The organism is Herpetosiphon sp. (assembly GCF_003512625.1).
GTDB classification, from domain to species: domain Bacteria; phylum Chloroflexota; class Chloroflexia; order Chloroflexales; family Herpetosiphonaceae; genus Herpetosiphon; species Herpetosiphon aurantiacus.
This window is the reverse complement of the sequence record NZ_DOPT01000094.1, coordinates 161,760-163,826: the sequence shown is the minus strand read 5'-3', so window position 1 is coordinate 163,826 and position 2,067 is coordinate 161,760. Positions and strand designations below refer to the sequence as shown.

At 51.5% G+C, this 2,067-nt stretch carries 3 protein-coding genes; 1 reads left to right on the top strand and 2 read right to left on the bottom strand.

Going from position 1 to position 2,067, the window contains the following annotated elements; all coding sequences use genetic code 11:
• Nucleotides 1-254 precede the first annotated feature (254 nt).
• Together cobA and DEF47_RS20980 are read right to left on the bottom strand one after the other, a co-directional pair.
• On the bottom strand, nt 255-1,046 hold the full coding sequence (cobA, locus tag DEF47_RS20985; protein WP_012189292.1) for a uroporphyrinogen-III C-methyltransferase: 792 nt from the start codon (nt 1,044-1,046) through the stop codon (nt 255-257).
• Nucleotides 1,043-1,639 (bottom strand): precorrin-2 dehydrogenase/sirohydrochlorin ferrochelatase family protein, encoded by a 597-nt coding sequence (locus DEF47_RS20980; protein WP_012189293.1) that lies wholly within the window; start codon nt 1,637-1,639, stop codon nt 1,043-1,045. The genes cobA and DEF47_RS20980 overlap by 4 nt, the downstream gene beginning before the upstream one ends.
• Nucleotides 1,640-1,794: 155 nt before the next feature.
• Here DEF47_RS20980 and DEF47_RS20975 point away from each other — a divergent pair.
• The coding region (locus DEF47_RS20975; protein ID WP_287045326.1) for a hypothetical protein at nt 1,795-2,067 on the top strand (273 nt) is incomplete at its 3' end.

Genomic DNA, 2,067 nt, shown 5'->3' with positions numbered 1-2,067 from the left:
CCCTCTCCCACTGCGGCGGGCGAGGGGAGCACTCCTAGCGCGATTCCCCTCGTCTTATATGCGGAAGTGGGGCAAGGAATGACGACGATTGCTAGACTAGCGGTTTTTGACTTGCGTCGATTCTTAAAATACTTAAGGTTGTTGCGATATCCTAGAGCCTTCAGCCACTAGCCATGTATCCCCTGCGTTAAAAAAAGATCAGGCTATTGCTAGCCCGATCGCTATGTTCAATGTTCTTTGCTCTATGCTCTTGCTTAGGCAAATGCTCGGACAACTTCGGGCATTTCAAGCACTGTCGATTCAAACCAATTAAGTTGTTCACGCAACGCCACAACTTCGCCCACAATTAAAATCGCTGGTGCGCCGATGCCAGCCGCTTTAACCGCAGCCTCAATTTGATCAAGTGGTGCGACCACCGTTTTTTGATCAGCAGTTGTGCCCCAGCGAATCACCGCCGTTGGAGTATCGGCAGGGCGACCATTGGCAATCAAACTGGCAACTGTGTGGTTGATTCGCGTAATTCCCATCAAAAAGACCAAGGTATCAACACCTTGGGCCAAGGCTTGCCAATTGATGCGGCTGGTTGGCTTGGTTGGATCTTCATGACCTGTCACAAAGACAACCGATGAAGCCACATCGCGATGAGTCACTGGAATGCCCGCATAGGCAGGGGCCGCAATCGCCGAAGAAATGCCGGGCACAACTTCCCATGCAATTCCGGCAGCGCTCAAGGCAGCAGCTTCCTCGCCACCGCGCCCAAATACAAATGGATCGCCGCCTTTGAGTCGAACCACCAATTTACCTTGCTGAGCGTGCTCAATCAAGGTTGCGTTGATCCAATCTTGGCTGACGGAATGTTGGCCGCCACGCTTGCCAGCCGGAATCAACTCGGCATCGCTACGAGCTTCGGCCAATAATTCGGGCAACACCAAGGCATCGAATACCACGACATCGGCACTTTGCAAACGGCGCAACCCTTTGACGGTAATTAAATCGGCGGAGCCTGGACCAGCCCCGACTAATGCAACAAATCCTTCGCGTGTCATAGATCCTCCGTTGGCAAGTGATTGAGCGTCGGCGGCTGTTGGGCTAATTCAACCAGCAATTGATCAAAATATTGCTCACGTTCTGTCGTGGTTAGTGTCGCAAGTTCGGCGCGTTGAGCTGCGACAATTTGGGCCAGCGTAGCATACCGTTGATCAAAATAATTACTGAGCTGTTGGCGTAAGTAGCGACTTAAGGCTGGGCTAGCCCCACTGCTACTGACGCTAAATAACAACGAGCCTTGACGATGGTTGGCGGTTGTGATGAAATTCCCCTCTTCAGCAGCATCGGCGATATTGAGGAGGATTGGGCGGTTGTGGCATTCGTGGGCAATTTGCTGATTGACCAAGCGTTGATTGGTTGCGGCAACAACCAAAAATGCGGCTTCACAATCACCAAATTGATATTCACGGGCAAGATGCTGAATTTGGTTGCTAGCTTGCCAGTGTTGCAGTTGTGGCGTTAGTTGAGGGCTGATCACAATTGGATTTGCGCCACCAGTGATTAATCCAGCAACTTTACGTTCGGCAACCGCACCGCCACCAACGACCACACAACGCTGTTGGGCTAAATTGGTCAAGACTATTGGGTACATAATAATTAGCTGTAATGATTCATTGGGTTAACAATCAGTGCTCGTTCCCTCACCCCCAGCCCCTCGCCTACCGCAGTGGGAGAGGGGAGTGGGATTACTCCGCGCAATGTTCTCCCTCGCCTGCTGGGCGGGAGAGGGGTCTAGGGGGTGAGGGCATGCTGGCTGTTGTTCATGCGATAAATCATAGCGATCAGCCTTTAGTCGCCAACCAAAATGGTCAGCGCCAAACAGCAGTGGTTGGGCAAAAGCAACATTGCAAATCATGTGGGCAGGCCCAGTATAATCAACAATTCTGGTTTTGCGTAGCAATACATCAGCCGATTTCTATCGAATTTGCGCCATGTTCGATGCCCTCACTTAACCCATCGCTTTCAAGGAGCGGTTTTTTAACCAAGAATTGGTTGTTTACCACCCTTCCGTCCCGCCTC

Excerpts from the sequence above, each read along its gene's own strand:
- cobA (WP_012189292.1), bottom strand. The coding sequence starts at position 1,046 with ATGACACGCGAAGGATTTGTTGCATTAGTCGGGGCTGGTCCAGGCTCC.
- DEF47_RS20980 (WP_012189293.1), bottom strand. The coding sequence starts at position 1,639 with ATGTACCCAATAGTCTTGACCAATTTAGCCCAACAGCGTTGTGTGGTC.